This is a genomic window from Rhizobium sp. P40RR-XXII, from assembly GCF_012641405.1.
Lineage (GTDB): Bacteria > Pseudomonadota > Alphaproteobacteria > Rhizobiales > Rhizobiaceae > Rhizobium.
This window is the reverse complement of the sequence record NZ_JABAII010000008.1, coordinates 317,136-339,462: the sequence shown is the minus strand read 5'-3', so window position 1 is coordinate 339,462 and position 22,327 is coordinate 317,136. Positions and strand designations below refer to the sequence as shown.

Annotated in this window: 25 protein-coding genes; 15 read left to right on the top strand and 10 right to left on the bottom strand. The window is 60.3% G+C overall.

Features of this window, described 5'->3' with window-relative positions; translation table 11 throughout:
- The first annotated feature begins 1 nt into the window (after nucleotide 1).
- Genes HGP16_RS18250 through deoA form a run of 4 tightly spaced genes read left to right on the top strand, consistent with a single transcriptional unit; the run spans nucleotide 2 to nucleotide 3,278 of the window.
- Nucleotides 2-394 carry a cytidine deaminase gene (locus HGP16_RS18250; RefSeq protein ID WP_168841412.1) on the top strand — a complete coding sequence of 131 codons (393 nt, stop codon included), beginning with the start codon at nucleotides 2-4 and terminating at the stop codon, nucleotides 392-394.
- Nucleotides 391-1,197, top strand: coding sequence for a purine-nucleoside phosphorylase (locus HGP16_RS18245; RefSeq protein ID WP_168841411.1), 807 nt, complete (start codon nucleotides 391-393; stop codon nucleotides 1,195-1,197). The genes HGP16_RS18250 and HGP16_RS18245 overlap by 4 nt, the downstream gene beginning before the upstream one ends.
- Nucleotides 1,194-1,967: a deoxyribose-phosphate aldolase gene (gene deoC, locus HGP16_RS18240; RefSeq protein ID WP_168841410.1), complete on the top strand. Its 774-nt coding sequence runs from the start codon at nucleotides 1,194-1,196 to the stop codon at nucleotides 1,965-1,967. Before HGP16_RS18245 ends, deoC begins: the two co-directional genes overlap by 4 nt.
- Before the next feature lie 3 nt (nucleotides 1,968-1,970).
- Complete coding sequence (gene deoA, locus HGP16_RS18235) at nucleotides 1,971-3,278, top strand: thymidine phosphorylase (protein WP_168841409.1); 1,308 nt, start codon at nucleotides 1,971-1,973, stop codon at nucleotides 3,276-3,278.
- 53 nt (nucleotides 3,279-3,331) lie between these two features.
- On the opposite strand, the gene HGP16_RS18230 is transcribed toward deoA, so the two are convergent.
- The 9 genes from HGP16_RS18230 to HGP16_RS18190 form a co-directional block, all read right to left on the bottom strand.
- Nucleotides 3,332-3,856, bottom strand: a complete 525-nt coding sequence (locus tag HGP16_RS18230) for a TIGR02281 family clan AA aspartic protease (protein WP_168841455.1) — start codon at nucleotides 3,854-3,856, stop codon at nucleotides 3,332-3,334.
- Between the two features lie 127 nt (nucleotides 3,857-3,983).
- Nucleotides 3,984-4,613: a uracil phosphoribosyltransferase gene (upp, locus tag HGP16_RS18225; protein ID WP_149632695.1), complete on the bottom strand. Its 630-nt coding sequence runs from the start codon at nucleotides 4,611-4,613 to the stop codon at nucleotides 3,984-3,986.
- A 102-nt stretch (nucleotides 4,614-4,715) separates the two neighbouring features.
- Complete coding sequence (locus HGP16_RS18220; protein WP_168841408.1) at nucleotides 4,716-5,021, bottom strand: HigA family addiction module antitoxin; 306 nt, start codon at nucleotides 5,019-5,021, stop codon at nucleotides 4,716-4,718.
- Nucleotides 5,022-5,031: 10 nt separating this feature from the next.
- Nucleotides 5,032-5,328: a type II toxin-antitoxin system RelE/ParE family toxin gene (locus tag HGP16_RS18215; protein WP_168841407.1), complete on the bottom strand. Its 297-nt coding sequence runs from the start codon at nucleotides 5,326-5,328 to the stop codon at nucleotides 5,032-5,034.
- Between the two features lie 64 nt (nucleotides 5,329-5,392).
- Entirely contained in the window at nucleotides 5,393-6,364 is a 972-nt protein-coding gene (locus HGP16_RS18210) for an adenosine deaminase (protein ID WP_168841406.1), read from the bottom strand.
- Nucleotides 6,361-7,581: a phosphopentomutase gene (locus tag HGP16_RS18205; RefSeq protein WP_168841405.1), complete on the bottom strand. Its 1,221-nt coding sequence runs from the start codon at nucleotides 7,579-7,581 to the stop codon at nucleotides 6,361-6,363. The genes HGP16_RS18210 and HGP16_RS18205 overlap by 4 nt, the downstream gene beginning before the upstream one ends.
- 137 nt (nucleotides 7,582-7,718) lie before the next feature.
- Nucleotides 7,719-8,291 (bottom strand): TadE/TadG family type IV pilus assembly protein, encoded by a 573-nt coding sequence (locus HGP16_RS18200; RefSeq protein WP_168841454.1) that lies wholly within the window; start codon nucleotides 8,289-8,291, stop codon nucleotides 7,719-7,721.
- Between the two features lie 14 nt (nucleotides 8,292-8,305).
- Nucleotides 8,306-8,941, bottom strand: a complete 636-nt coding sequence (locus HGP16_RS18195) for a TadE/TadG family type IV pilus assembly protein (protein WP_168841404.1) — start codon at nucleotides 8,939-8,941, stop codon at nucleotides 8,306-8,308.
- Nucleotides 8,942-9,095: 154 nt separating this feature from the next.
- Nucleotides 9,096-9,521, bottom strand: coding sequence for a pilus assembly protein N-terminal domain-containing protein (locus tag HGP16_RS18190; RefSeq protein WP_168841403.1), 426 nt, complete (start codon nucleotides 9,519-9,521; stop codon nucleotides 9,096-9,098).
- 404 nt (nucleotides 9,522-9,925) lie between these two features.
- Here HGP16_RS18190 and HGP16_RS18185 point away from each other — a divergent pair, with 404 nt between their 5' ends.
- The 10 genes from HGP16_RS18185 (at nucleotide 9,926) to HGP16_RS18140 (ending at nucleotide 19,686) form a co-directional block, all read left to right on the top strand.
- Nucleotides 9,926-10,117, top strand: a complete 192-nt coding sequence (locus tag HGP16_RS18185) for a Flp family type IVb pilin (RefSeq protein WP_168841402.1) — start codon at nucleotides 9,926-9,928, stop codon at nucleotides 10,115-10,117.
- 90 nt (nucleotides 10,118-10,207) lie between these two features.
- Complete coding sequence (locus HGP16_RS18180) at nucleotides 10,208-10,720, top strand: prepilin peptidase (RefSeq protein WP_409526849.1); 513 nt, start codon at nucleotides 10,208-10,210, stop codon at nucleotides 10,718-10,720.
- Nucleotides 10,721-10,886: 166 nt separating this feature from the next.
- Nucleotides 10,887-11,702 carry a Flp pilus assembly protein CpaB gene (gene cpaB / locus HGP16_RS18175; protein WP_168841401.1) on the top strand — a complete coding sequence of 272 codons (816 nt, stop codon included), beginning with the start codon at nucleotides 10,887-10,889 and terminating at the stop codon, nucleotides 11,700-11,702.
- Nucleotides 11,703-11,716: 14 nt separating this feature from the next.
- Entirely contained in the window at nucleotides 11,717-13,222 is a 1,506-nt protein-coding gene (locus HGP16_RS18170; protein ID WP_168841400.1) for a type II and III secretion system protein family protein, read from the top strand.
- Nucleotides 13,223-13,276: 54 nt separating this feature from the next.
- The gene (locus HGP16_RS18165) at nucleotides 13,277-14,023 is read left to right on the top strand and encodes a CpaD family pilus assembly lipoprotein (protein ID WP_168841399.1); all 747 of its coding nucleotides are present in this window, start codon (nucleotides 13,277-13,279) and stop codon (nucleotides 14,021-14,023) included.
- 33 nt (nucleotides 14,024-14,056) lie between these two features.
- Nucleotides 14,057-15,328 carry a CpaE family protein gene (locus HGP16_RS18160; RefSeq protein ID WP_168841398.1) on the top strand — a complete coding sequence of 424 codons (1,272 nt, stop codon included), beginning with the start codon at nucleotides 14,057-14,059 and terminating at the stop codon, nucleotides 15,326-15,328.
- 77 nt (nucleotides 15,329-15,405) lie between these two features.
- Nucleotides 15,406-16,887 carry a CpaF family protein gene (locus tag HGP16_RS18155; RefSeq protein WP_168841397.1) on the top strand — a complete coding sequence of 494 codons (1,482 nt, stop codon included), beginning with the start codon at nucleotides 15,406-15,408 and terminating at the stop codon, nucleotides 16,885-16,887.
- A gap of 8 nt (nucleotides 16,888-16,895) precedes the next feature.
- Complete coding sequence (locus tag HGP16_RS18150) at nucleotides 16,896-17,903, top strand: type II secretion system F family protein (protein ID WP_168841396.1); 1,008 nt, start codon at nucleotides 16,896-16,898, stop codon at nucleotides 17,901-17,903.
- A 20-nt stretch (nucleotides 17,904-17,923) separates the two neighbouring features.
- On the top strand, nucleotides 17,924-18,901 hold the full coding sequence (locus tag HGP16_RS18145; RefSeq protein ID WP_168841395.1) for a type II secretion system F family protein: 978 nt from the start codon (nucleotides 17,924-17,926) through the stop codon (nucleotides 18,899-18,901).
- A gap of 140 nt (nucleotides 18,902-19,041) precedes the next feature.
- Nucleotides 19,042-19,686 carry a LysE family translocator gene (locus HGP16_RS18140; RefSeq protein ID WP_168841394.1) on the top strand — a complete coding sequence of 215 codons (645 nt, stop codon included), beginning with the start codon at nucleotides 19,042-19,044 and terminating at the stop codon, nucleotides 19,684-19,686.
- Nucleotides 19,687-19,750: 64 nt separating this feature from the next.
- On the opposite strand, the gene HGP16_RS18135 is transcribed toward HGP16_RS18140, so the two are convergent.
- Nucleotides 19,751-20,578: a tetratricopeptide repeat protein gene (locus HGP16_RS18135; protein WP_168841393.1), complete on the bottom strand. Its 828-nt coding sequence runs from the start codon at nucleotides 20,576-20,578 to the stop codon at nucleotides 19,751-19,753.
- A gap of 166 nt (nucleotides 20,579-20,744) precedes the next feature.
- Here HGP16_RS18135 and HGP16_RS18130 point away from each other — a divergent pair, with 166 nt between their 5' ends.
- Complete coding sequence (locus HGP16_RS18130; RefSeq protein WP_168841392.1) at nucleotides 20,745-22,136, top strand: M17 family metallopeptidase; 1,392 nt, start codon at nucleotides 20,745-20,747, stop codon at nucleotides 22,134-22,136.
- Nucleotides 22,137-22,327 lie beyond the last annotated feature (191 nt).

Sequence of the window (22,327 nt, the reverse complement as noted above, 5' to 3'; positions counted from 1 at the left end):
CATGTCGCATGATCTGTTCGAGGCCGCGCGCGGAGCGATGGCTTTCGCCCATGCTCCCTATTCGAAGTTTCCCGTCGGCGCGGCGATCCGCGCCGAGGACGGCAAGATCTATACCGGCGCCAATATCGAGAACCTGTCCTTCCCGCAAGGCTGGTGCGCTGAGCCGACGGCGATCGGCCAGATGATCATGGGCGGCGCCAAGAAGATCGTCGAGATCGCCATCGTCGCCGAGAAGCTGCCGCTCTGCCCGCCCTGCGGCGGCTGCCGGCAGAAGATCGCGGAATTTGCCAGCAAGGAGACACGCATCTATCTTTGCGACGAAACCGGCGTGAGGAAGACCATGACCATGGACGAGATGCTCCCCTTCAGCTTCGAAACTGAGGTGCTCGGATGAGCGCGGCCGTCGACATCCTCACCGAAAAGCTCGGCGAGCTGAAGCCGCGCTACGGCATCATCCTGGGCTCCGGCCTGGGCTCTCTCGTCGATCAGGTCAGTGATCCCCTGCGCGTCGCCTATGCCGATCTTCCCGGCTTTCCGGTCAGCGCCGTCTCCGGCCATGCCGGCACGCTGGTTGCGGGCAAGCTTGGTGATGTCCCGGTCATCATGCTGTCCGGCCGGGTGCATTACTACGAGAAGGGCGATGCCAATGCCATGCGCGAACCGATCGAGGCCCTGAAGGCCCTCGGCGTCGACACGCTGATCCTGACGAATTCCGCCGGATCGCTGCGGGAGGAAATGCCGCCCGGATCGGTGATGCAGATCACTGACCACATCAACTATTCCGGCATGAACCCGCTAATCGGCGAGGAAAGCGACAGGCGCTTCGTCGGCATGACCAGCGCCTATGATACCGACCTTATCATGCGCATGCGCAAGGCGGCGGAAAAGGCCGAGGTCAAGCTGTCGCACGGCGTCTATATGTGGTTTTCCGGACCGAGCTTCGAAACCCCGGCGGAAATTCGCATGGCACGCATCCTTGGCGCCGATGCCGTCGGCATGTCGACCGTGCCGGAAGTCATTCTGGCGCGTCTTTTCGGCCTGAGGGTTGCCGCTGCCTCCGTCATCACTAACTATGGTGCTGGCATGACCGGTGGCGAACTCTCGCATGAAGAGACGAAGGACATGGCTCCGGTCGGCGGCGCGCGTCTTGCCGCCATTTTGAAAGAAATGATTGCGAGCGAAGGAGATCCACAATGACGGGCCATTCCCTCAGAGAAACGGCAGCCGTTGCGCTTTCCCTTCTCGACCTCACCAATCTCAAGGATGACTGCACGCCGGCACAGATTGAGACGCTGTGCGCCCGCGCGCAATCGCCCTATGGCAATACGGCCGCCATCTGCATTTGGCCGCGCTTCGTCGTCCAGGCGCGCGGCATTCTCGGAACCGATCACGTTGTGAAGATCGCAACGGTGGTGAACTTCCCGGCCGGCGATATGGAAGTGGCCGATGTTGCCGCCGAAGCGCGTGAGGCGATCGCCGACGGTGCCGACGAGATCGACCTTGTCATTCCCTATCGTGCCTTTCTGGCCGGCAACGAGCAGGCCGTTACCGATATGGTTGCGGCCGTGCGGGCCGAATGCCAGGGACCGGTTCTCCTGAAGACTATCCTCGAAACCGGCGAGCTCAAGGATACCGCGCTGATCCGGCGTGCCTCCGAACTTGCGATCGAGGCCGGCTCCGATTTCATCAAGACCTCGACGGGCAAGGTTGCCGTCAACGCGACGCTCGAGGCTGCCGACATCATGCTTAGGGCGATCCGCGCCAGCGGCCGCAAGGTCGGCTTCAAGCCTGCCGGCGGCATTGGTTCTGTTTCCGATGCGGCGCTGTATCTGAGCCTTGCCGAGACCATCATGGCGCCCGATTGGGCCATGCCCTCGACCTTCCGTTTCGGTGCGTCGAGCTTGCTCGACGATATCCTGAACGTATTGGCCGGCGGCGATTCCAAGGCAGCTGCGTCGGGCTATTGACCCATGATCCCGCAGGAAATCATCCGGCAGAAGCGTAACGGTGCGACCCTTTCGGCTGCCGATATCGACTCGTTCATCGGCGCGTTGGGGCGTGGCGAACTGGCCGAGAGCCAGATCGGTGCCTTTGCCATGGCCGTCTGGTTTCGCGGCATGACACGCGAGGAGACGGTGGCGCTGACGCTGGCCATGGCCCGCTCCGGCAATACTTTGTCTTGGGAAGGCATCGGCAGGCCGATTGCCGACAAGCATTCGACGGGCGGTGTCGGCGACAACGTCTCGCTGATGCTGGCGCCCATCGCGGCCGCCTGCGGTCTCGCCGTGCCGATGATTTCAGGCCGTGGGCTCGGTCATACCGGCGGCACCCTCGACAAGCTCGAATCCGTCCCCGGCTACGGGATCACGCCGGACGCGGCCCGCTTTCGCAAGGTGGTCGATGAGGTCGGCTGCGCCATCATTGGCCAGACCGGCGCGCTGGCGCCTGCCGACGGCAAGCTCTATGCAGTGCGCGATGTCACCGCGACCGTCGATTCCGTGCCGTTGATCACCGCCTCCATCCTGTCGAAGAAACTGGCGGCGGGACTGGAAACGCTGGTGCTTGACGTCAAGATCGGCAGCGGCGCCTTCATGACCTCGCGGGAGGAAGCCAAGACGCTGGCGCGTTCGCTGGTGGAGGTGGCAAATGGCGGCGGGGTCAAGACCTCGGCCCTGATCACCGACATGAACGAGCCTTTAGCCGATGCGGCCGGCAACGTGGTCGAGCTTCGCAATTGCCTGGATTTCCTGAAAGGCGACAAGGCAGGCACGCGGCTCGAAACCGTCGTTCTGGCCTTCGCATCTGAAATGCTGGTTCAGGCCGGCATCGCTGCGAACGCTGTCGATGCGCAGGGCAGGGCGCGGGAGGCATTGGCATCGGGTAAGGCCGCGGAAATCTTCGGCCGCATGGTGCATGCGCTCGGTGGCCCGGCGGATCTGCTTGAACACCCAGATCGCCATCTGGTGAGCGCGCCGGTACAGAAGCCGGTTCCGGCCGCGGCCGATGGGTGGCTCGGCGCCTGCGATGCGCGCGCAATCGGCATGAGCGTCATCGATCTCGGCGGCGGTCGCCGTCGTCCGCAGGACAAGATCGATCATCGCGTCGGCTTCAGCGACATCCTGCCGCTCGGCACGAGGGTAAGCAAAGGCGACCGTATCGCGACTGTTCACGCGGCGGACGAGGCAAGCGCGGAGAGGGCTGCTGCCGATCTCTCAGCCAATTATCGGCTCGCCGATACGGCGCCCGCTGCGTCGCCCGTTATCATTGGCAGGATCTGACGGACGGCGCGCAATGGAGATAATAGGACGGTTCCACAAGGGGCTCGGCGACTCTACTGCTTCAACAGCAAATTGCCGTTCTGGACTCCAAAGGAGTTCAGTTTCTTCATGAAGCTCATACCGATCAGCGTCGTACTCAGCGCGCTGTCTTTTGCCACCATGGCATCGACATCGCGAACGCGGATCGTGCCGATCTCCAGGCGGTCGAGTTTGACATGGGCGACCTTGGATGTGCCGTTCGCCGTTTGGATCGGGTAGCGATAGTCGAGATCGACGCTGCTGAAGCCGAGGCTACGCGCCGTACTTTCGTTCATCGCGACATAGGTTGCGCCGGTATCGATCAACCCGTGCACGGAGCGGCCGTTGATGGTGAAATCACCTTCATAATGGCCACCCGCATTGGCGCGCAACTGAACGCTGCCATAGGAAACGGGTGCCTCGGTCTTTGGCGGGGTGAGTGAAACCGCTTCGACCGGCGCCGGCTTTTCGGCGGGCTCGTTAAAGCTACTCACCAGCATCGGCACCTGGGTTGCCGCAACGGCAATAACACCGGCAAAGACGAGAACGCGAACGAGCATCGGCAAGGCCCCTCCTGCGGGCACTGCCATCTGTAGGCCAAATTCGCTGAAACGACGCTAAGGCAATCAGTAAAAAGCCCGGCAGTTGAGTAACTTCCGGGCTATACGGGGAGTATAATGTTGAACTTTACTTTGTGCCGTACATGCGGTCGCCGGCATCGCCGAGGCCGGGCACGATATAGCCCTTCTCATTCAGATGGCTGTCGATGGCGGCGGTGAAGACCGGCACATCCGGATGCGCGCTACGGAAATTGGCGATGCCTTCCGGAGCCGCCAGCAGGCAGAGGAAGCGGATATTATGCGCGCCGCGTTCCTTCAGCTTGTCGATCGCGGCAATCGAGGAATTACCGGTCGCCAGCATCGGATCGACGACGATGATCAGGCGTTCGGAGATGTCCTCGGGCGCCTTGAAGTAATATTCGACCGGCTGCAGCGTCTCGTGATCGCGGTAGACGCCGATATGCGAGACGCGCGCCGAAGGCACGAGATCGAGCATGCCTTCGAGCAGGCCGTTGCCAGCGCGCAGGATCGAGGCGAAGACCAGCTTCTTGCCCTCGAGGATCGGCGCATCCATCGGCTGCAGCGGTGTCTCGATGGTCTCGATCGTCAGTTCCAGGTCGCGCGTCACTTCGTAACAGAGCAGCGTCGAAATCTCGCGCAGCAACCGGCGGAAGCTTCCCGTCGACGTGTCCTTCTTGCGCATGATTGTGAGCTTGTGCTGCACAAGCGGGTGATCGATGACAGTGACGCCGTCCATGGTTTCAGCCTTCCAGTAATTCCGCGATATGAGATGGTTCTTTCACGGAAATCGCCTCTGGTGCAAGAAAATAGGGAAAAACTCCCGATATCATCCCCAAACTCATGCCGCGGACAACGGGCGGGCGCGCTCGATCCTCTCGCGCCCATGCGGAGAGTGCATGACCTCCCACAGGTCATTGCGCCGTTGTACGTTCAGCCAGAACTCCGGGCTATTGCCGAACACGCGAGCAAGGATGAGTGCCGTTGCAGCCGTCACGCCGCGGCGATTATTGCATAGTTCATTCACATGCTTGCGCTGGACGCCCATGGCCTCGGCCAACGCACTTTGCGTCAGACCCATGGGTTCCATGAACTCTTCGACCAATATCTCGCCGACACTTGCCGGCTTACGTTTTGTCATCAACATCGCAATTGCCCTACCGATAGCTATGGTCGGCCAGATAGATGTCCGCCGCTTCGCCACGGCCGCTATCCCATCGGAAGATAAGCCGCCATTGCTTGTTGACACGGACCGAGCGAAAACCCTCGAGATTGCCGCGCAATTTCTCGAAATGATTGCTGGGAGGTATCCGTAGATCTTGGTCCGTCACCGCATCGTCGATCATCTGAAGCTTGCGAAACAGGCGGCTATCCAGATCGGCCGGTATTTTCTTCGAGTGTACGTCTTCGACAAAAAAATCACGCAGCCAATCATCTCGAAAGCTTACGATCATACTTTGGCTCCCGGGATGGGCGAATGTACCGCTCTATGGTACACATTTCAATCCAGAGCGTTGATTATTTTAGCCTCGCCAACAACGTCGCCCGTGTCGCCTCGTCCACAAACGCCGCTTCGATCGCCGTGCGGGTCATGGCGTTGATTTCGCCGTCGCTGAAGCCAAAGGCTGACGACGCCAGCTCGTATTCGCGCTTCAGCGAGGTGTGGAAGAAGGGCGGATCATCGGAACTTATCGTCACCTTCACGCCGGCATCACGCAGCCTGCGCAGCGGATGCGACTGGAAATCCGGAAAGACATTCAGCGCGACGTTGGAACCGGGGCACACCTCCAGCACCGTGCCGAGATCGGCAAGGCGCCTCACAAGGTCCATATCCTCGATGGCGCGCACGCCATGGCCGATGCGATCAGGGCGCACCAGTTCGACGGCATCGGCAACGGAAAAGGAGCCGCAGACCTCGCCGGCATGGATGGTGATGCCGAGCCCCGCCTCGCGCGCGATGTCGAAGGCGCGGGCATAATCGGCGACGCGACCCATGCGCTCCTCGCCGGCCATGTTGAAGCCGGTGATCAGCGGATTGTCGCTTTGGGCCGCATATTCCGCCGCCTTCGCCACCCGCTCCGGGCCGAAGTGACGTTCGCCGGTGACGATGAGCCGCGCCTCGATGCCGGTCTTTGCCTTGGCGGCGCGGATGCCGGCCGAAACGCCGGCCATATAGGCATCGGCGCCGAGGCCGATGCGGTCGCCGTGATCGGGCGAGACGATGAGTTCGCTATAGATCGTGCCGATCTCGGCAAGCTCTTCCAGATAGGTTTCCGTCAGCAGCGCATAGTCTTCCTCGGTGCGGTAGACTTCGGAAACCTTGTCGTAGCAGACGAGAAACTCGGCAAAATCCTTCCAGAGATAAACGCCGTCCCTGAGGAAGGCGCTGGTATCGACGCCATATTTTTCTGCCTGTGCCAGCGTCAGCGCCGGCGGGGCAGCACCCTCCAGATGGCAGTGCAGCTCCACTTTCTTCAAATGCGATGTCAAAGGAAACTCCTCCCGTGCGGCCCGGCCGCAATGCCAAGATGACGCGCGACCGTCTCGCCGATATCGGCATAGGTCTGGCGGATGCCGATGGAGCGCGAGCGGATGCCTCGTCCGTAAGCCATGACAGGCACGCGTTCGCGCGTGTGATCGGTGCCGCGCCAGGTCGGGTCGCAACCATGGTCGGCCGTCAGCACGACGAGATCGCCGGCCTTGAGCTTCTCGTGCACCTCAGGCAGCCGTGCATCGAAGGCTTCGAGCGCTGCGGCATAGCCCGGCACGTCGCGGCGATGGCCGTAGACCATGTCGAAATCGACGAAATTGGTGAAGACCAGATCGCCGTCGGCAGCTTCGTCCATGGCCTTCAATGTCGCGTCCATCAGCGCCATGTTGCCATTGGCCTTGATGACCTTTGAAATACCCTGATGCGCGAAGATATCGCCGATCTTGCCGACGGCATGCACCGTGCGCTCGGCCTTGACGAGGCGATCGAGCAGCGTCGGCTCCGGCGGCGGCACGGAGAAGTCGCGGCGATTTCCGGTACGCTCGAATGTGGCCACGGTCTCCCCGACGAAGGGGCGGGCAATGACGCGGCCGATATTGTAGGAATCGAGCAGCGTGCGCACGATCGTGCAGAGGCCAATCAGCCGATCGAGCCCGAAGTGCTGCTCGTGCGCGGCGATCTGGAAGACGGAATCGGACGAGGTATAACAGATGGGTTTACCGCTGCGGATGTGTTCTTCGCCGAGCTTTGCAATGATATCCGTACCCGAGGCATGGCAATTGCCGAGAATGCCGGGCAGATCGGCCGCCTCGCAGATGGCTTTCACCAGTTCCGGCGGGAAGGCATCGCCTTCGGACGGAAAGTAACCCCAATCGAACATGACGGGCGTTCCGGCGATCTCCCAATGGCCCGACGGCGTATCCTTGCCGCGGGAGACTTCGCTCGCGCAGCCATAGAGACCATACAGCTTTTCCGGCAGCGGCATGCCGGCGGGATAGCTGCCCGTTGCCGCCTTGGCGATCTCCATGAGGCCGAGACCGGACATATTGGGCAGCACCAGCGGCCCCTGGCGCAAGCCTTCGCGGTCGGCAGCGCCCGCCGCGCAGAATTCGGCGATATGGCCGAGCGTATCCGCACCCTCGTCACCATAGCTTACCGCATCCGGGCCGCCGCCGACGCCGAAGGAATCCAGAACGAAGAGAAAGGCGCGCGCCATACATCACCCGATAAGAATGTCGTCATCCCAGAGGAGGTCTTCCGGGATATTGGACGTCACCCATATAACGGAGGCATCGAGTTGGCAATTTTCCGTTTTGCAATGGCCTGCATAGGCAGTGTCGCGACGACAGGCGCTCAGCAATCGCTGCAGCTGATCGAATTGCCGACACGCTGACGATAGTAATATTGCCGGCTGATGGTGATTTGGTTCGTACCGCTCGGCAGGAAATTGGCGCCGAAACTGATGAGCTGGTAGGGAAGGGAAAGCTCGCTGCGGACCAGGAAGGTGCTTGCCTGGTTCATATTGGCCGGCAGGGTAATGGTCGTGCCGGAAGAATAGGGGGCCGTCCCGTCCTGTGCCCAGGACCATGCCACCGTTGCCTTGCCTGTCGCGTCGATCGCAATGCCGGTGATCTTCAACGTCATGCCGGTCGTGCCGTAGGGCGCGAAGATCGCGCCCGCTACCGAGGGCATGGTGGCAAGCACCGACTTGGTAACGCTCGACTGCTGCGAAACGATATCGGCGATCGATCCCGCCGAGCGGCTGGCGCGCTTGGAGACATTGAGGCCGACGGTGAGCTCGAAGGCGCCTAGGTAAAGCATCAGCAATACGGGAAAAAGGATGGCGAATTCGATCGCGCCGACGCCGCGTTCATCGCGGGCAAAGCGCCGCAGAATGCTCCGCGACATCATATCCTTTTCGATCATGGTCGCAGGGCCGCTCACGGATAGTTCTCGTTCTGGAAGGCGGCGGTCGCGACGATGAGATAGACTGACGCCGAGCCGTCGGATGGACGTACATTGGTAAGATAGGGGCGCAGCAGATCCGTAATGACCTGCCAGCGGTAATAGGCGCGCACCATGTTGAGCGACTTGGCGCCGCCGGGCGCGAAAGTAAAACTCGAAGTATTGAGATCGGAATAGGGATCGGTCGACGACTTGCGAGGGATCGTCGTCGGCATGGATGCGAAGCTCGAATAGGTCTCCACATCGAGGTAGAGGTTTGCCGGCGTCTGCAGTTCGGATGCGGAGCAGGTGATGAGCACGGCAATCTCGTTGCAGAATGCCTGACGGAACTTCTGCGACGTCGTATAGGAGGTTTTGTTGGGATCGGCCGTGATCTGCCCGGTTCTAATCTGACGCGCCAGGGTGTCGACGGCGTTTGAAACGACCTGCTCGGCAGTGAAGGCAACGAAGGTCTCGATAATGGCAAAGACGATCAGGAAATAGGGAATGGCAAGCATGGCGAATTCGATGGCCGCCGCGCCGTCCCGCGAGCGCAACAATTCGCGCAAGCCGCCTCGGGCACGCGGCCTGGCATGACTTACATTGGCGAGAAGATCACTATCTGGCGTCATGGGAAATCCGCGGCGATTTATACGCGGAGGACACTAGAGTTGTTTTCTTGATAATCCGTTTCTCTTCTCTATTCATATTTAGAGGAAACGGGGATTATTACTTGGCACGTAATATCTTGAATGTATTTTAGAATATCTACATTGTCGAATGTAACTATTGCCCGGTCGCCGAAGCCGTCGTCGCCGTGTTGTTCTGCTGGGCATGCTGTTCGCAATTGGGCGTGCATGACAATACGGCGCGATCCGTCTGCCGGAAAACACGGACCGTATTGCCTTCATCGATCGACACCAGGATCTGCTCATCGACGATGGCATTGCCGTCGGCGTCGAGCAGGATGATATTCGTCGTTCCGAAACTGCGGCCTGTCAGCACGATGGTCTTTGGATCGGCAACGGTGGCGTCGGCGACCTGCGAATTGCCGACGATGACTTTGCTGACGGGGCGATCGAGCTTCAAGACGCGCGCGTGATCCATATAGACGCGCAGCAGGCTTTCTCCGGCGGCGCTGGAGAGCTGCGGCGTCAAGCCGGCCATGGCAACGATGCCGGCGAGGAATGCGATTCTGCCGCCGATTGGCATGGCTTGGCCTCTTGGAAAGCGTATGGCGAAATAGTTTGTCTGACAGAATGGGAAAGAATGGTGAATGAACGATTAAGGGTGATGCTGTCCGTGTATTTATGATGCAGGCGTCCCGTAAATGGCTTTCATCTTCGTCGTTCATGTCTCAAATGCGTTGCTTTGAGACGAATCGTATAAGCTGCTAATATTAATGCATCTAATAATTTTCTTTTGGCTGAAGAAGTTCTTTAAAAATGCATGGCAAGACATGAATTCGATATTTACTATTCTTTTTTCACTTCACTATTCAAAATTCATTAACCCAATTCCTTAAAGCGATAGAAACGGCGGACGATTACCGTGCAACTCATCCGATCAACGGCAACAGTTGGCGGACGTGCTGTCAACAAAGTGGAGTTAAATTCATGTCTAAGCTTTTTTCGCGTTTCCTGAAGGATGAGTCGGGCGCAACCGCAATCGAATACGGTCTGATCGCTGCCCTGATCTCCGTTGCTATCATTGCCGGTGCAACCACCCTGGGCGGTACGCTCAGCTCGACGTTCACGAACATTTCTGACCAGATGAACAAGTCTGGCAAGGATATCGGTACCAAGTAAGACTTTTGTTCTGAAGGCGTAATACTTCACGGAAACCGCTCGATAAAATGGGCGGTTTCCGAATTTCAGATTTCGGGGTGGGGATTTATTGTGCTCGGAACTTTGGCGCTATCCATATTTCCCCTGTGCATGTCGTTAGCGGCGATATCCGACCTGCTGACTATGACAATTCCGAATAGGGTGAGCTTGGCCCTCGCAATCGCGTTTTTTGTGCTCGCTCCCACATATGGCCTGCCATTTACAGAAATCGGCATACATCTGGCTGTCGCCGGTGTCGTTTTTGCTGCGTGTTTTGCGTTGTTTGCGCTCAATGTTATGGGCGGCGGAGATGCGAAATTGTTAGCAGCTGCCGCTCTTTGGTTTGGCTTCGATCTTTCGGTGGTAATATTTCTTGTCTATGTCGCATTTATTGGCGGTGTAGTTACGGTTTTTATCGTTTGGCTCCGATCGCAAGCAAGCATCATTTCAGCTATTGGTCTTCCGATGCCTAGCTCCTTGACGGTTGCCAAGAAAATTCCATACGGAATAGCTATTGCAATCGGGGGAATCCTCGCGTTCCCTTCTTCGCCCCTTTTGATTGCGATGACCAAGAGTGCACTTTAAACTGCGCGACGATTGGTAAAATCCTAAGTACAATATATGTGTAGTCACTAATATAAATCAAGTAATTAGGGTTAAGTAATCATAAATGTAACATACCATTAACCATAATTACACCAATTGCCGGTCATTCTACAGGGCGAAGAATCCTGTTCCTCAAGGAATGACCATGAAACCCGCTCGCATAATGATACTCGCAGTGGCAGCCGCCGCGGCCGGGATGGCCGGCCTGCTGGCGATGCGCCTGGCTGGTTCGCGCGATATCGTGCCCCAGCAGATCGCGGCGATCGTGGAAAAGGAAGCAACGACCAATGTGCTGGTTGCGAGCGCCAATCTGCCCGTCGGCTCCCGTCTGAATGAAAAAACAATTCAATGGATGGCATGGCCGGAAAGCGGCGTCGTCAAAGGTCTCATAACCCAGAGCGAGCGGCCCGATGCCTTGAAGGATCTAAACGGCGCGGTCGTTCGTTTGCCGATATTCGAGGGCGAGCCGATCCGCGAGGAAAAGGTCGCGGACGCCAACAGCCGCATCCTCTCTTCATTGTTGCCAGCCGGCAAACGGGCCGTCGCCACCGAGATTTCCGTCGCCACCGGCGCCGGCGGTTTCATCCTCCCGAATGATCGTGTCGATGTGATCATGGTCCGCAAGGGCTCGCAGCAGCAGCTCGTCACGGAAACGGTGCTGAGCAACGTACGCGTCCTGGCCGTCGACCAGCAGATCGAGGAAAAGCAGGATGGAAGCAAGGCTGCCGTCGGTGCCACCGCGACGCTCGAGCTGACACCGGACCAGACGAAGGTTCTGGCCGTCGCGCACCAGATGGCCGACCGCCTGACGCTGGCATTGCGCTCCGTCGCCGATGCGCAGCAGCCCGATACGACGGCGGCCGACTATCTTCTGGCCGGCGACAATGGCGGCGGCCTTGTCCAGGTCATCAAGTCGGGAGCGATCGTGACCGATGGCCCAACCGGGCCGAAACCACAGTGAGAAGGGCCGACATCATGGTCAAGATAAGCAACAAAGCCAGCCTTCCTCTCGCTGCAATCCTTTCCTTCTCGGTTGCCTTTGCAGGTCTGCCTCTGGCGGATCTTCCGGCCTTTCTGCGCACTCCCGCAGCCCTTGCGGATGGCTCTGACAGCATCGTCACCATCGCCGGCCTTGGCACGAAGCGCACATTGAAGCTCGGCCTCAACAAGGCGCTCGTCGTCGATCTACCGGCCGATGCGCACGATATCCTTGTTTCCGATCCAAAGATGGCGGATGCGGTAACACGCACCTCGCGCCGTATTTATCTCTTCGGTAAGACCGTCGGCCAGACCAACATCTTCGTCTTCGGCGCGGACGGCAAGGAAATCGTCAGCCTCGATCTCCAGATCGAGCGCGACATTGCTGGGCTACAGGCCAATCTCAAGCGCTTCATTCCCGACTCCGACATCAATGTCGAGATCGTTTCCGACAACATCGTCATGACCGGCACGGTGCGCACACCGCAGGATGCGACGCGGGCTGAGCAGCTCGCCCAAGCTTTCCTGAAGGGCGGCGAAGCTACGACTCGAAACCAGACTGCCTCGGGCAGCGGCGACAACAACGCGGTCGCCATTTTCGCCGAAACGCGGCAAACCTCGCAGATCGTCAATATGTTGCAGATCGAAGGCGAGGATCAGGTGACGCTCAAGGTCACGGTCGCCGAAATCAAGCGCAGCGTGCTGAAGCAGATCGGCTTCGACAATCTCATCAGGAATTCTTCCGGCCTGACGGTCGCCCAGCTCGGCAATATTTCGCCTGACGCCACTGCCGCTGCCGGTGGCGGCGGTCTTGCCAGCCTGTTCAAGACCGCGATCGGCAAGTACAATATCAGCACTTATCTCAGTGCTCTTGAGCAGGCTGGCGCCGTCCGTACGCTCGCTGAGCCCACGTTGACGGCGATCTCCGGCCAGGCCGCGACCTTCAATTCAGGCGGTCAGACGCTATACGCCGTTACGAACAAGGACGGGACCGTCACGGTCACACCCTTCACCTATGGTATCAGTTTGGCCTTCACACCTGTCGTGCTGTCTGCCGGACGAATCGCCCTGCATGTGCAGACCCAGGTTTCTAATCCGGTTGGCACGGCAAACGCAGGCACGGCAACCTACAACCAGCGCGCCGCTGATACTTCGGTGGAGTTGCCGTCCGGCGGCTCGATCGCTTTGGCCGGTCTCTTGAGCGATACCATTCAGCAAACCACCAACGGTACGCCGGGCGCCTCGAAGATTCCAATCCTTGGCGCTCTGTTCCGCCAGAAGAGCTTTCAGCGCGACGAAACCGAGCTGGTCATTATCGCGACACCATATCTGGTGCGTCCGGTCGCCCGCAGCCAGCTTGCCCGCCCTGACGACAATTTCTCGCCGAGCAACGATATCAGCGGCTTCTTCATGAATCGTGTCAACAAGATCTACGGCCGCAAGGATGGGCCGCCGGTCGCCGATGCCGATTTCCACGGCACTGTCGGCTTCATCTACAAGTAGGGGACACCGACCATGAAGCGCGCCTTTTCAACCGGATTAACGAGAGATCTAAAAGTGGCCAGCCCCGAACGCCATACGCCTCGCATCGGCCGGCCCCGTTTCTCCCGGCTGGCTCTGATAGCACCGGCGCTGATCCTGACGGCCGCCGCCATCAGCGGCTGCGCCGATTCACGCGATCGTATGACCACCAGCGCCATCAACGACGACTATCGGCAGCGTCATCCGATCGTGTTGGCGGAGAAGGAACACAATCTCGATATCCCGGTCGCTGCCAGCGACCGTCGCCTGACGACGGGAATGCGCGATACCATCCGTGGATTTGTCCAGGATTATCGAGCTCATGCGAGCGGTACGGTCGAAATCCTTGTACCGAGGGGATCGATGAATTCGTTGGCGGCATCTACGCTGCGTCAGCAGATCCGCAGGGAGCTGATTGCGAACGGTATCCCGTCGGCCCGCATCGTCGAAAGCCACTACGGGGCCGGCGACCTGGACGACGCAGCTCCGATGCGTCTGCGCTTCACAGCCACGACGGCTCTCACCAACAGCTGCGGTCAATGGCCGAATGATCTTTCCGACAACGCCTTCGACAATCAGAACTACTACAATTTCGGCTGCGCGACGCAGCACAATCTGGCGGCACAGGTCGCCAATCCGACGGATTTGATATCGCCCAGGGCTGCGTCGCCGATCGATACCGATCAACGCAGCAAGGTGATCGACAACTACCGCAACGGCTCGGTTCCGACGAGTACCGCCACGCTCGGCGGTTTCAGCGGTTCTGGCAGCTCCGGCCAATGATTATGGGACGCACCGGCGGAACAGGATGACATCATGAACGCCATCGACTACGATATTGGCTCGACTGCCGCGGAGGCCGAGGACGTCTCGCGCTCGGGCAATCTCGACAATCTACGGCCGCTGCCGCGCATTTCGGTGCATGCCTTCTGCGAAAGCGAGCAGCTGCAGCGGGTGATGGACCAATGCGCCAACGACCGGCGCATGTCCAAGGTCAGCTGCCGGATTACCAGCGGCAGCATCGCGGCGGCGGCAAACATGTTCGCTTCGGCGCCGACCCCCAATCTGATCATTCTTGAGACGCGGGCCAATCCGCGCAATCTGCTGACTGAACTTGCGCCCCTCGCCGCCGTCTGCGATCCGAGCACCAAGGTCGTCATCGTCGGTTACCATAACGATATCGGCCTCTACCGCGAGCTGATCCGCAACGGCATCTCCGAATATATCGTGCAGCCCACCGATATGGTCGATCTGATGACGGCCATGACGGCGATCTTCATCGATCCCGATGCCGAACCGCTCGGTCGCAGCATCGCTTTCATCGGCGCCAAGGGCGGGGTGGGCGCATCCACCATCGCGCATAATTGCGCCTTCGGCATTTCAAGCCTGTTCTCCACCGAGACTATTCTTGCCGATCTCGATCTGCCCTACGGCACGGCTAATATCGACTTCGATCAGGATCCGGCGCAGGGGATTGCTGAGGCCGTATACGCGCCGGAGCGCCTGGACGAGGTCTTTCTCGATCGATTGCTGACAAAATGCTCGCAGCACCTGTCGCTGCTGGCAGCGCCTTCCATGCTGGATCGCGCCTATGATTTCGAGGGGCAAGCCTTCCTGCCGGTGCTCGATGTTCTCCAGCGCAGCGCGCCGGTGGCGGTCCTGGACGTACCTCATGTCTGGACGGAATGGACGCGCTCGGTGCTGGCCGCTGTCGATGAGGTCGTCATTTGCGCCGCTCCCGATCTCGCCAACCTGCGCAATGCCAAAAACCTGATCGACGCTCTGCGCAAGCTGCGGCCCAACGACAAGGGACCGCACCTTATTCTCAATCAGGTAGGTATGCCGAAGCGCCCGGAAATCAATCCTTCGGAGTTCTGCGTGCCGTTGGAGGCGGATCCGATCGCCGTCATTCCCTTCGATATCCATTTGTTCGGCAATGCCGCCAACAGCGGACGGATGATTTCGGAGACGGATCCCAAATCGCCGATCGCCGAGACCTTTTCGCAGATATCGCACATCGTCACCGGACGCGTCGCTTTGAAGAAGGCGAGAAAGGGCGGTCTGCTTGGCCTCCTGAAGCGGAAATAGTCCTTTGATTTCGCATGACTTCCCGAAGGCGGGCCTTCCTGAACGTCATGCAGCAGCAGTAGAATTGGATCGAAAGCATGTTTGGCAAGCGCGGAAATGAAGGTTCTGCAAAAGGCGGCGGCGCAATGCCTCCGCCGGCGCCGGCGCGTGCGCCGGCCGCAACCGCGCCCGCGGCACCGGCCGTGCTGATAGAGCCGTCGCGCGATCCCGCTCAGCAGCGCCAGCAGGTCGCGCCCCCGCCGATGCAGACGCCTAGTCGCCGCCGGCCGGTCCGCACCGAAGAATATTACGATACCAAGTCGCAGGTCTTCTCAGCGCTCATCGACACGATCGACCTCTCGCAGCTTTCCAAGCTCGGACCGGAAGCGGCGCGCGAGGAAATCCGCGATATCGTCAACGACATCATCACGATCAAGAATTTTGCGATGTCGATTTCCGAGCAGGAGGAACTGCTCGAGGATATCTGCAACGACGTACTCGGCTACGGTCCGCTGGAGCCGCTTTTGGCCCGCGACGACATCGCGGACATCATGGTCAACGGCGCCGGCCAGACCTTTATCGAAGTCGGCGGCAAGACCGTCGAATCGGAAATCCGTTTCCGTGACAATGCGCAGCTTCTGTCCATCTGCCAGCGTATCGTCAGCCAGGTCGGCCGCCGCGTCGATGAATCCAGCCCGATCTGCGACGCGCGCCTGCCGGATGGTTCGCGCGTCAACGTCATTGCGCCGCCTTTGGCGATCGATGGTCCGGCGCTGACCATTCGTAAGTTCAAGAAGGACAAGCTGACGCTCGATCAGCTCGTCCGCTTCGGCGCCATCACGCCGGAGGGCGCGACGCTGCTGCAGATCATCGGTCGCGTGCGCTGCAACGTCGTCATTTCAGGCGGTACGGGCTCGGGCAAGACGACGCTGCTCAACTGCCTGACCAACTATATCGACCGCGACGAGCGCGTCATCACCTGCGAAGACACCGCCGAGCTGCAGCTGCAGCAGCCGCATGTCGTGCGCCTCGAAACCCGCCCGCCGAACATCGAAGGCGAGGGCGAGATCACCATGCGCGATTTGGTCAAGAACTGCCTGCGCATGCGTCCAGAGCGGATCATCGTCGGCGAAGTGCGTGGACCGGAGGTCTTCGACCTGCTGCAGGCGATGAACACGGGCCATGACGGTTCCATGGGTACGATCCACGCCAACACGCCGCGCGAATGCCTGAGCCGTATCGAATCGATGATTGCCATGGGCGGCTTCAGCCTGCCGGCCAAGACCGTGCGTGAGATTGTCTCCACCTCCGTCGATGTGATCATCCAGGCCGCTCGTCTGCGCGACGGTTCGCGCCGCATCACGCAGATCACCGAGGTCATCGGCATGGAAGGCGACGTAATCATCACGCAGGATCTGATGCGCTACGAGATCGAGGGCGAAGACGCGAACGGCCGCATCATCGGCCGGCACGTTTCCACTGGCATCGGCAAGCCGCATTTCTGGGATCGTGCCCGCTACTACAATGAGGAGCGACGCCTCGCGGCTGCGCTCGACGAGATGGAACAGAAGGCGCAATAGGGCTGACGATGTTCGGTGTCGATCCAATAGTGCTGTTGATTGTCCTGCTGACTGCGGTTTCGGCGGCTGCCGTCTGCTATGGCATTCTCTATTCTCGGATCGAGGCCCAGAAGAAGGCCGCAAGCCGCGTCAACCGGATCAGGCAGGCCGAAACTGACCGTGTGAAGGTCAAGGCGGCGCGCGATCGCGTCCAGGAAATGTCCAAGCGGCGCAAATCCGTGCAGGATTCGCTCAAGGATCTGGAGCGGCGCCAGACCGAAAACACCAAGAAAAAGCAGTCGCTGAAGGCGCGCCTGGCGCACGCCGGCTTGTCGCTGACACCGTCGCGCTTCTACGTTTTCAGCGTGCTGTTCGGCCTGTTCGCGGTGCTGGTCTTTTTCATTGCCGGCGCTCCACCCCTGGTCATCCTAGGACTGTTCTTTGCCGTCGCTTTCGGTCTGCCGCGCTGGATTCTCGGTTTCCTCATCAAGCGCCGGCAAAACAAGTTTCTCGAAGAATTTCCGAACGCGCTCGATCTCATCACCCGCTCCCTTCGCTCGGGCCTGCCGCTCAACGATGCGGTGCGGCTGGTGGCCGCCGAGGCGCGCGATCCGGTCAAGTCGGAATTCCGGCGGGTGGTCGAAGCGCAGCAGGTCGGTCTCAGCATGTCTGAAGCGTGCGCGCGCATGACGAACCAAATGCCGCTGCAGGAAGTGAATTTTTTCTCGATCGTCATCACCATTCAGGCCCAGGCCGGCGGCAACCTGTCGGAAGCTTTGGGCAATCTCGCAAAGGTGCTGCGCGACCGCAAGAAAATGAAGGCGAAGGTCCAGGCGCTGTCGATGGAGGCAAAGGCATCCGCCGTCATCATCGGCGCTCTGCCCTTTATCGTGATGCTGCTCGTCTATCTGACGTCGCCGCAATACATGATGATCCTGTTTACCGATCCGCGCGGCCATCTGATCTTGGTCGGAGCCGGCATCTGGATGTCGTTCGGAATCTTCATCATGCGCAACATGGTCAATTTCGAGATCTGAGCGAAGGAGCCGCATAGCCCATGTCCGATCTGGCCGCCAAACTGACCGATCCCGGCACCCTTCTCGCCGTCGTCGTTGCCATTGCCGTCTTTGCCACCTTCTACACGATCGCCATGCCGCTGCTGGAGCGTGGCGATCTCAACAAACGCATGAAGGCCGTCTCCACGGAGCGCGAGCAGATCCGCGCACGCGAGCGGGCGCGGCTGAGCGCCGACGGCGGCAAGGCATCGCTGCGCAGCCATAACAATCGCAACGCCCGGCAGATCGTCGAGCGCTTCAACCTGCGAAACGCGCTGGTTGATGCCAATACCATGAACCGCCTGCGGGCGGCTGGCCTGCGGTCCGAAAACGCGTTGAACATGTTTCTGGTGGCGCGGTTCTTCCTGCCGTTCCTGTTCTTGGCGGCTGCGATCGTGGTGGTGTTCGTTCTCGGCTGGTTTGCCGCAAAGCCCCTTCCGATCCGCCTGCTCGGCGTCATCGGCACGGCCTATCTCGGCTTCTACGCGCCGAACATCTATGTTTCCAACCGGATGGCCAAGCGTCAGAAGTCGATCAAGCGCGCCTGGCCGGATGCTCTCGACCTGATGCTGATATGCGTGGAATCGGGCATATCGATCGAAGCCGGCATGCATCGTGTGTCCGAGGAAATGACCGAGCAATCCCCGCCGCTCGCCGAGGAAATGGTGCTGACTACGGCCGAACTTTCCTTCCTGCAGGATCGCCGCACGGCCTTCGACAATCTTGCCGCCCGCACGCAGATCGAGCTCGTCAAATCGGTGACGCAGGCGCTCATTCAGGCCGAGCGCTACGGCACGCCGCTCTCCCAGGCGCTGCGCGTCATGGCGCAGGAGGGCCGCGACGAGCGCATGAACGAGGCGGAGAAGAAGGCAGCCGCGCTGCCGCCGAAGCTGACCGTGCCGATGATCATCTTCTTCCTGCCGGTCCTGATGGCTGTCATTCTCGGCCCGGCGATCATCCAGGCCATGGACAAGTTCTGATCCGTCGCTTGCCTGCTGCGTGTGGATATGATTAATCTTCCATCCAGGGTCGCGGACAGCCGGAAGCGGAGATCCTTGGCATGCCCTGGAGGCTGCCGCCCACCGCTGACAAGGATGTCCAGCCATATCGGAGGTGTCGCATGTCGTCCATGGCAGTGTTTCTTAGCGTTATTGCCGCAGTCTTCATCGGAGCCGTCAGTCCCGGTCCGAGTTTCGTGCTTGTCTCCCGTATTGCCGTTTCCCGTTCGCGAAAGGCCGGCCTTGCCGCGGCTCTCGGCATGGGGATGGGCAGCGTCATTTTCGCAACCTTGGCCCTGTTCGGCCTGAGCGCCCTGCTGATGAAGGTCGAATGGCTGTATCTGGCGCTGAAAGTCGCCGGCGGTCTCTATCTGATCTATGTCGGCATCCGCATCTGGCGCGGCGCGGCGGATGACCTTCCGATCGATTCACCCGCGACGCCGAAGGCAGCGGGCGCAACGCGCAATTTCCTCTTTGCGCTCGGCACCCAGCTCAGCAATCCGAAGACCGCCATCTTCTATGGCAGTATCTTCGCGGCCCTCCTGCCGGCGGCTCCCGCGCCCTGGCTGCTGGCTGCCGTTCCGCCGGCGGTCTTTTTGGTCGAGGCCGGATGGTACACGGTGGTGACGATCGCCTTCTCGTCGAACCGCCCGCGCGCAATGTATCTTGGTGCCAAGCTCTGGATCGACCGCGTGGCCGGCGTCGTGATGGGCGCGCTCGGAGCGCGGCTGGTGGCCGAGGGCCTGCCGCGCCATCTCTGGCGTTGATCCCTCTATACTTATCGCTTGAAACAGTTTGCCGGAAGCGCTGTCCGCTATTGCGGCAACTGCGCTATTCGACAGTTTTACTCGCGTCGCCGCTGGCTGCAAGTTTCTGCCAGGAATTCCGCTGCGCCAGCATGCCCCTGAGATAGGCGACGTTGGCGTTGGCTTGCTGCGGTGTCAGCTCCTGGCGCGCGATCTGTTCCGCATCGGCAAAGCGGCCCTGCAGGCCGACGACCAGCGCCAGGTTCTGCCGCACGCGGCTGTCGGCGCCCGGCTGCGAGACGGCCGAGCGAAGGTAGTTTTCGGCGTTCTTGAGGTCGCCGGTCAGCACGTAGGACATGCCGAGATTGGAAAGAATGGTCGGCTCGTTCGGGGCCAGCACCAGCGCGTCGCGATATTTGGCGCGCGCATCGGCGGAGCGTCCGAGCTGGTCGAGGATGGCACCTTGCGCGGAAACCAGACGCCAGTCCGGCCGGTCCGGAAGCTGCGCGCGGTCGATGGTCGACAGCGCTTCCTCGAGCTGGCCCGCCGCCGCCTGTGCCTTGCCATAGGCGGCAAGCACGCCGCGATCGGTCGGATTGGCGATTGCCACCTGCTGCATGACGGCGAGCGCCTGGTCGTTGCGGCCGCTCATGCGCAAGGCATTGGCATAGGTGACGCCAGCGTCGCGATCCTTAGGATTGGCGTCATAGGCCTTGCCATAGGTGGCAGTCGCCTGCGCCAGATCGGTGCCGTTCATCGTGTCGAGAGAGTTCGGCGTCTTGGGGATCGAACCGGTCGTCATCCGGTCCTTTCCGGTCGTCGAGCAGCTTGCGAGCGCCAGCGCCAGAAATGCTGCGGAAGCGCCCCGGAAAAGGAAGGTTCTGAATAAAGACGCGGTTGAAACGGCGGGCATTTCGCTTATCCCTGAATTCCATAAGTCTTGCGCGAGGCCTAGAATCGGAACAGGGAAAGGTTCGACGCAATGTTCGCTCCAGCAATAATCTGTTAACCCTAACAGACGGTTAACTCTCGATTCTCCGAAGTATCCAACTCTCTGAAGTCATCGTCAAAGGATAGTCATGGCCCCCTACCAATATATCGAGCGTGCGACACCCTTCAATTCGAAGGGTGGTGCGACGCTGCCGATCTTTGCCGTCACTCCGGCGCATATCGAGACCGGCACCATCGATCCCATCGCGCTCGATTGGGCCAGCAAGGCAGGTTACAAGGCGGAAAGCGGCTCGCTGCTGCTGATCCCGACGGCCGACGGACATCTGGGCGGGGCCTTGTTCGGCCTGGGCTCCAATCCCTCCGAACAGCCCTTCCTGACGGGAAGGCTCGCGCGCAGCCTGCCGGCGGGTGATTGGCACGTCGAGACGGCGCCGCTGACGGCAAACCGGCTTTCGCTCGGTTTCGGCCTCGGCAGCTATCGCTTCGAGCGCTACAAGTCCGAGAAGGCGACGGCGCCGACGTTGATGATCCCGCGCGATGCGGACGCCGCCGACATCAAGCGTCAGCTCGCGGGCGTGTTCCTGGCACGCGATCTCATCAATACGCCAACCAACGACATGGGGCCGGAGCAACTCGAAGCTGCCTTCCGGGCGCTTGCCGAACACTACAAGGCGGAAATGTCCGTCATCATCGGCGACGACCTCCTGAAGGAGAATTTCCCGCTCGTGCATACTGTGGGACGTGCGAGCGCCGACGCGCCGCGCCTTCTGGAACTGCGCTGGGGGAAAAAGGGACATCGCCGCATCACGCTGGTCGGCAAGGGCGTCTGCTTCGACACCGGCGGCCTCGACATCAAGCCGGCATCCTCGATGCTGTTGATGAAGAAGGATATGGGCGGTGCCGCGAATGTCATGGGCCTGGCGCTGATGATCATGGACGCCAAGCTCAAGGTCGATCTGCGCGTCATCATTCCCGTCGTCGAGAACTCGATTTCGTCCAACGCCTTCCGCCCCGGCGATATCTACACGAGCCGCAAGGGCCTCACCGTGCAGATCGACAATACGGATGCGGAGGGACGGCTGATCCTCGCCGATGCGCTTGCCTATGCCGATGAGGACGCGCCGGACCTGATGATCGACATGGCGACGCTGACCGGTGCTGCCCGCGTCGCGCTCGGCCCCGACCTGCCGCCCTTCTTCACCGACGACGACGATCTTGCCCGCGATCTGACCGAAGCGAGCCTGGAGACGGACGATCCGCTGTGGCGGATGCCGCTTTACATGGGCTACGACAAGGATATCCGCACGAAATTCGCCGATATCACCAATGCTCCATCAGGCGGCATGGCAGGCTCCATTACGGCCGCCCTGTTCCTCAAGCGCTTTGTGACGAAAACGCCGAGCTGGGTCCATTTCGATATCTACGGCTGGGCGCAGAGCGAACGGCCGCATTCGCCGGGCGGCGGCGAAGCGCAGGCGATCCGGGCGCTGTATCATCACATCAGGCAGAGGGTGCGGTAGGGGTCGACGCGCCGCCCTTCATCCGCCTTCGTGGTTCGAGGCTACGGTCCTATGGACCTTCGCGCCTCACCATGAAGGCTGATCTTTGTCGTCCAACTGCGAGAGCAGTTCCACCTCATGGTGAGGTGCCTTGTTGCCGCAGCGTTAGCGTAGGCGGCAAGGCCTCGAACCACGAGGCGGCCACAGATCGT